General features: G+C 65.4%; 6 protein-coding genes and 1 pseudogene. 1 reads left to right on the forward strand and 6 read right to left on the reverse strand.

Features of this window, described 5'->3' with window-relative positions:
- Nucleotides 1-296 precede the first annotated feature (296 nt).
- Nucleotides 297-1,313, forward strand: a complete 1,017-nt coding sequence (locus AC2VOU_RS12580) for a hypothetical protein (protein WP_486957679.1) — start codon at nt 297-299, stop codon at nt 1,311-1,313.
- A gap of 12 nt (nt 1,314-1,325) precedes the next feature.
- On the opposite strand, the gene AC2VOU_RS12585 is transcribed toward AC2VOU_RS12580, so the two are convergent.
- From AC2VOU_RS12585 to AC2VOU_RS12610, 6 genes and pseudogenes are all read right to left on the reverse strand, one after another.
- A complete protein-coding gene (locus AC2VOU_RS12585) occupies nt 1,326-2,444 on the reverse strand; it encodes an alanine/ornithine racemase family PLP-dependent enzyme (protein ID WP_486957680.1) in 1,119 nt (372 codons plus the stop codon).
- The gene (locus tag AC2VOU_RS12590; protein WP_486957681.1) at nt 2,441-3,607 is read right to left on the reverse strand and encodes an N-acetyltransferase DgcN family protein; all 1,167 of its coding nucleotides are present in this window, start codon (nt 3,605-3,607) and stop codon (nt 2,441-2,443) included. The genes AC2VOU_RS12585 and AC2VOU_RS12590 overlap by 4 nt, the downstream gene beginning before the upstream one ends.
- A gap of 449 nt (nt 3,608-4,056) precedes the next feature.
- Nucleotides 4,057-4,278: pseudogene (locus AC2VOU_RS12595) on the reverse strand (alpha/beta hydrolase family protein); the annotation flags it as partial.
- A 206-nt stretch (nt 4,279-4,484) separates the two neighbouring features.
- Nucleotides 4,485-4,784, reverse strand: coding sequence for a protein UsfY (usfY, locus tag AC2VOU_RS12600; protein ID WP_486941164.1), 300 nt, complete (start codon nt 4,782-4,784; stop codon nt 4,485-4,487).
- Nucleotides 4,785-5,067: 283 nt separating this feature from the next.
- The gene (locus tag AC2VOU_RS12605) at nt 5,068-5,448 is read right to left on the reverse strand and encodes a hypothetical protein (protein ID WP_486957682.1); all 381 of its coding nucleotides are present in this window, start codon (nt 5,446-5,448) and stop codon (nt 5,068-5,070) included.
- A gap of 84 nt (nt 5,449-5,532) precedes the next feature.
- Nucleotides 5,533-6,069, reverse strand: a 537-nt coding sequence (locus AC2VOU_RS12610) for a cutinase family protein (protein WP_486957683.1), incomplete at its 5' end; no start/stop codon positions are given.

The raw sequence follows: 6,069 nt of genomic DNA on the forward strand, positions 1-6,069 counted from the left end.
CCAACGTATCGACCCCTGCGCCAAGCGTTTACACAACAACAAGCTCGGCGGGCGACTATGCTCATGAATCGTTGTAGCCAGGGGGCGCCGTAGCAACAAACCGAAGGATGAACCCGACAAGCGAAGAGAGCCTGCAGGGCGGTCGAAGAACGTAATTTGCTCAGTTCCTAGTCTGAATCCTTTTGGAAGCGAAGCGAATTCATTTTTGGCCGGTCCCGATCTCTCAAGCTCGGGTCCGTCAGTGTCTCCTGGGAAGGACACCCGTGGTCAACGTTCGTAGAGTCGGTCAACTGAGCATGCTGGCGGTCGGATTGGGAATTGGGGCGGCGTTGGTTCCGTCCCCGGGTATCGCCGCCGCCGACACCTCTTCTGACTGGCTGACGTCGATCGATGGTCTGCTGGCGGGCGCGGCCCTGCCTGCCGCGTCGTCGGGCCTGAATCTCGCCGTCTCATTCGACGGGTATTCGCTGCTCCAGGAGGGCAGCGCCACCGCCTACACCACCGCCGCGCAGGGCGGCTTGGCGATCGCCGAAGGCAGCGGCGCATTCGCCACCGCCGGCGGCGGCATCGGCGACGTGGCCGAGGCAGAGGGCACCAACGCTCTCGCCGTTGCCGGCGGACACCCTGGCGACGCGGGCGCAAACTACGACACCGCGATCGACATCGGCAACAACGACCTGCCGTCCGTGGGCGCCCGCGACGGGGCTTACGCCGGCAACAGCGACCTGGGCGGAGGCTCCGGGACCGGCGCGTACGACACTGCCATCGACATCGGCAACAACACCAACGGCGCCAGCGGCGGCGGCAACGAGGGCGCGTTCGCCGGCGGCGGTGGCCTGGGCGGAGTCACTGCGGGCGGTAACAACGACACCGCCATCGACTTCGGTAACAACAGCGGCCTGTATGACGGCGTGGACGCCGTGGGCGGCAACGGTAACTACGCCAGCGAGTCCGGCACCATGACCGGTTACGACGAAGGTTCCTTTGCGGGCTATGGCGGCAACGGCAACATTGCCATCGGCGACACCAACTTCACGCAGGAGTTCGCCGGTACCTACGCGCAAATCGGCAACGACAACTACGCCTTGAACCTGGGCCCGGAGAACAGCTTCGCGACAGCCTTCGAGGGCAATAACAACGTCGCGATCGTCGACGATCCGTTCAGCTCCGTGGCCAGTTACGCCGACTCCGGCTATGGGTTTAGCAACGACGTGGCCGAAGTCCTTGGCGCTCAAGGCAACATCTCCGCCGTCACCGCCAATGACGTCTACGACATCCTGACTGCGTTGGGTCACTCGACCGGGACGTTCTGAGACCAGAAGGTCTCAGGCGTCGGTGCCTTCGATCGAAAACGGCACATGCCTCGCCTCGGCTGCGACTGAGCTACCGACGTGCTCGACCTTGGTGACGAAAGGCGACGTCATGGCCCGCACGAGTGCGCCGTAGCCGAGACCGAAATTGACCTCGTCGCCGACCGCGACCACTTGATCGCCGAGGTCGACGATCAAGTGGTCGCTGCTCATCCCGAGGATCGTGATCCCCTCGGGTGGCTGCAGACCGTCGGGGTCCACGTCTTGGCGGCCGAGGGCCAGGATTGCCTGGCGCACGGTCTTGTTGCCGGTGCGGGCCGGCACCTCGCCGAAAGCCCCCTGGGCGCGATCGCCCCACGGTTGAGCCGGTTTCATGGCGACCTCGATGACCTCGGCGATCAAGGTGAAGGCATCCGTGTGCAGGCCGGGGATCGGTGTCCGGTACAGCGGGTCGACACCGAGCAGGATGGCCTCGCCGATGCGCAGCTCGTTGACCCGGCCGACATCGTGGGTGTGCAAGGCCCAGTTCAGGTTCGCGGAGTTGCCGCCCGAGACGACGGCGAGCGAAATCCCGTGCAGCGCCTCGATGTCGTTTGCGAGCATGCTGAGGATGCCCATGTTCCGGTCACTGGGAACGACGCCGTTCTGGCACGCGAGGTTGGCACCGAGCCCCGCGAGCCGCAGGCAGGAGTGGGCGAGTACGGCCCGCACGGCCGCAGGGACGTCGTCGAGCGCGATGCCCTCGCGAAGGTCACCCAGCTCGACCATGAGCACGACGGCGTGCATCCGCTTCTGCCGGGAGGCGGCCCGATCGAGCGCTGCCAGCACGACGCCCTCGGTGTTCAAACTGATGTCGGCGGTGTCGACGACCCATGCGACGTGGCTGAGCATCGGCGATCGGATCAGCGTGCGCGTGGGCGGCGGATCGAGCCCGGCCAACCGAAGCAGGTTCGGTACCCGGGAATCACCGAGGCCGCAGGCGCCGCCGCGCAGCATCGCCGCGCCGACGCCCGGCGAGCCGAGCGCAGCCTTGGTGATCCCGGTGACCCGGATGCCCGTCGCGGCGAGTCGGTCGACCAGGCTCCGCGTGTTCTGCTCAACTTTGTCGAGATCGGTCTCGACCCGAAGCGTCACACTGAGGTGTTGCTGCCGGCCACTGCCGCGAGCGCGGGGAAGGCCGTCAGCACCATGTCGACCAGATCCGACGCGGGGCGCGTCAGCGGGTCGGTGACCGGGAGGCCGAGCACCGAATGATGTTCAGCGATCGCATCGCTCAACTCGTCTTCGGTCATCTCTTCGTGGTTGATGGTGACCCCGATGACTCGCGTCTCGACGAAGGCCTCGATCAATGCGATCTCGCTGGCCGCGGTCGGCATCGACACCATCGGGAAGTCGCCGAGCACCCTGCGCTTCGGTGCGTGCTGCACGATGACGCCGGCTGGGCGGCTGCCACGCAGGATGTGAGCCGACGTGATGTAGGCGGGGTGGCTGAGCGCGCCCTGGCCTTCGACCACGATCACGTCGGGGTCCTCACCTTCGAAGGCGGCGACGACCTGGTGTTCGACCTCGCCCGAGCAGAACTGGGGGACGAGCGCGTCCAGCGCGACGCCGTACTTACCGCCCTGGATCAAGGTGGTCTGACCGGTACCGACCATGACCGCCTTGATGCCGCGCGCGTTCAGCGCCTGAACCAGCAAGGTAGCGGTGGTGCGCTTGCCGATCGCCCCGTCGGTGCCCAGGATCGCGATCCTGGGGCAGGTGACGTCGAAGATCCGGCCAGAGAACAGGTGCAGGTCGCGCTTGTCCTTCGGTCGACGCACATCGGTGATGGTGACGCCGGCGATCACGGCCGCCGCCGCGAACTCGGCGTCGTCGTTGAGGAACTCGTGCAGGCCGTTGATGATGTGCATCCCGCGGGAGATACCGTCGAGCAGGACTACCCGTTGCTCGCTCGACAGCAGGCCGTCGGCGGGCGCCAGCCCACAGATCAGGTTGTCAGGTACGCGGCCGGCGTGCGAGATGCATTCGGCGAGCGACGCCAGCACCGGGATACCGTTCGCGGTGCCGTCGAGGAGTTTTCCGGCGTCGGCGCCGGCCCGCAGGCTGTCGATGACGCTGAGGATCTCGTACTTCTCCGAGTGCCTGACCAGGCCATTGGCGGTCTTGCCGTCCTGCTCGCCGAATTGGCCCTCGCAATACACGATCGCCGTGGAACCAGCGGGCCAGGCGAAGGGATCTGCCGGATCACTGTGTGCGGACGCGTAGACAGATGGGGTGCCACTGGCGAGCGAAGACATGACTTCCTCTGAGAAGTCCCAGAAGGCGACGGGATCGGGGCGGGGTGTGCACCCAACGTTCAGCAAGTCATCCCTGAGCGCCGGCAAAGTTAGCGGCTCCCCAACTGTACCCGATGAGGGCTGTCGGCCCTGTTTCGCCGACCGAGTGCGTCAATAAACCTGTCGTGTCGTGCGATGCACTGGCTCGTCCAGCACGACCGCATGAATTGAGTTGCGCAAAACTGATCCACGTCTCTGGCTGGCTGAGCGATGTATCAGAGTCCCCTTATCTCCACTTTTCGGGAACGATTCCGGTCCTCCGACATCAGCGCCCGGTCAGGTCGCTCAACGCGCTGATGGTCATCGACCACGCCTGTGAACCCACCGCGATCACGTCGAAGTGACCGCCGTCGAACGCGCGTAAATTCGCTATGGTCGCCGGCACTATGTGCAGCCGCCACGAACCGCTCTGACTGCTGGATCGGCACTACGGTGTCCGCACGGCCGTGAATGCAGATCGACGGCATACCCAAGGGCACCCGGGCTATTGGCGACGCGTCAGCGTAAGCGGCCGGAACCTGGGCGGGCGCACCACCGAGGAAGTTTTCGACGGCGCCATCGCCCACTCCCGAGTCGGCGGCCTGGACCATGTCCAGTATGCCGGCTTGGGAAATGACGCCCGACAGACGCACGGCTGCGTGCTGGGCGGCGACCCATCCCGCCAGCCGAACGCCCCAATGCCACCACCCGACTTAGATGCAGCCGACCGTCAGCCACGGCCCGAGATCGCTCGCCGACCCAGCCCGCCAACGACATCGCGCCTGCCACCGAACACAGCCAGCGCAGCGCGTCGGCCGCATCGTGGCGGCTCGGCAGGCATGATTTCGATCTCCCGCCGCTAGCGCAACAATCCTTCGTGCTGCGCTGTGTGCCAACGCTTTTCGATGCCAGCCACCCGGCGGTGCTCTACCACCAACCACAATGCTCCGGCAATCGCGCCGAGAGCCGCGATGAGCACCGTGGTATTGATCCACTCGTAGTGGCGATACGACGCGGCCACCACCGTGCTGATCATCCCGAACACGGAAACCGCCAGCAGGATCAGCCCGGGCCAGTAGAAGTTGTCCTTCATGGCGAGGCCAGCATGTGGTTGCGTAGTCCGCGAATGATCGGTCGGATCGTGATGAGTGTCGCCCATCTCATCTCCCTCCGTCGTCGGACGAGATGCAAAAGATGCTACTCACTCGGCAGACCTACCGAAATGACTATTGTCAGGCTGTTTTGCCGGCAGCCGCCCGCCGCTTTGCGACTGCTCCCGTCGAGTGTGCATCCTGGGCGTCGAGTGTGTACGGGGGGCGGGATTTTCGCGCTTGGCCCGCCCACGATGCACGGTCGACGCCCAGAATGCACACTCGATGCACCGGAGGCAGATGTGACCCGAAAACACCCGCAGCGAGGGTAGTTTGCCGACCGGTCTTGGGTCAGGTCGAGCCGGCTTGTTCAGGGCCCAACAATTCGGGCAACGAAATCGCCCCGATCGTCGTCACCAGCCACACCACCAGCGTCGTGGCCAACCAGGACGCCATGCCGCGAATGGTGAACCCGTGCGTTTCTGCCGTGGCGAGAACCAGGGCAAAAACGGTCAGCGCCAGGCCGGTGCCGCCCATCAGCACCGACGCATACTCATGCGGCAACTTCAAGAGCGACAACGACAGCACGGCTTGCGCTGCCGAGAAGGCCAGCACGGCGACGATAAATCCTGACACCGACAACGAAACGCCGGGCACGACCTGCGCCGCCACCAGCAGCCCGCTCGCCCACGCTCCCAGCAGCAGAACTGCGCGCAACACGATTTGTCTCATGACATCAAGCGTAGGTCTCTGACGTGCGGCCGGGAAGGCTCTCGCCGTCCCGTCTGGCGCAATATCCGCCGAAGGTGGACGGGGTTAGCGACCGAGCTTGCTGGCGGCGTAGTCGGCCGCCTGATCTGTCATGCCGTTGGTCTTGTAGGCGCTGTGCGCGGCGCGGCTGAATCCCTGGCCCGACGAACACACCGGATCCTGGGGAGTGCAGAGATCGAGCGTCTTGTTCACGTAGGCCGAGCCGATGGTGATCGGCGGGGCGTCGCGGTCGACCAGGTTCAGGAACCCGTCGGAGGGCTTGCCGAACAGCGTGACCGCAGCAACGTGCGGGGCGACATTGGGCGGCAGCGGACCGCTGATGCCGGCGGGGAGCGCGTAGCCCGGCGGGACGTTATCCGAGGTGATGTAGGCGGCGATGGCGGCGCCCTGTGAGTAGCCGCCGAGCACGATCTTGGTGGCCGGGCAGGTGTTGACGGTGTCCATGACCTTGTTGGCGGCATCGGCAACGCCGTCAGCGGCCTGCGAGAAGTTCAGCGAGGCAGGGTAATTCACCGGATACACATCCATCGAACGGCCCTTGATGCGGGAGGCGAGAGCGTCGGAGAACTGCTGCCCGACCGT

This window comes from Mycobacterium sp. TH-M25 (genome assembly GCF_057473665.1).

Bases quoted from the DNA above. Each gene is read 5' to 3' on its own strand.
- AC2VOU_RS12580 (WP_486957679.1), top strand. From the start codon at position 297: ATGCTGGCGGTCGGATTGGGAATTGGGGCGGCGTTGGTTCCGTCCCCG.
- AC2VOU_RS12590 (WP_486957681.1), bottom strand. From the start codon at position 3,607: ATGTCTTCGCTCGCCAGTGGCACCCCATCTGTCTACGCGTCCGCACAC.
- usfY (WP_486941164.1), bottom strand. From the start codon at position 4,784: ATGGGCGACACTCATCACGATCCGACCGATCATTCGCGGACTACGCAA.
- AC2VOU_RS12605 (WP_486957682.1), bottom strand. From the start codon at position 5,448: ATGAGACAAATCGTGTTGCGCGCAGTTCTGCTGCTGGGAGCGTGGGCG.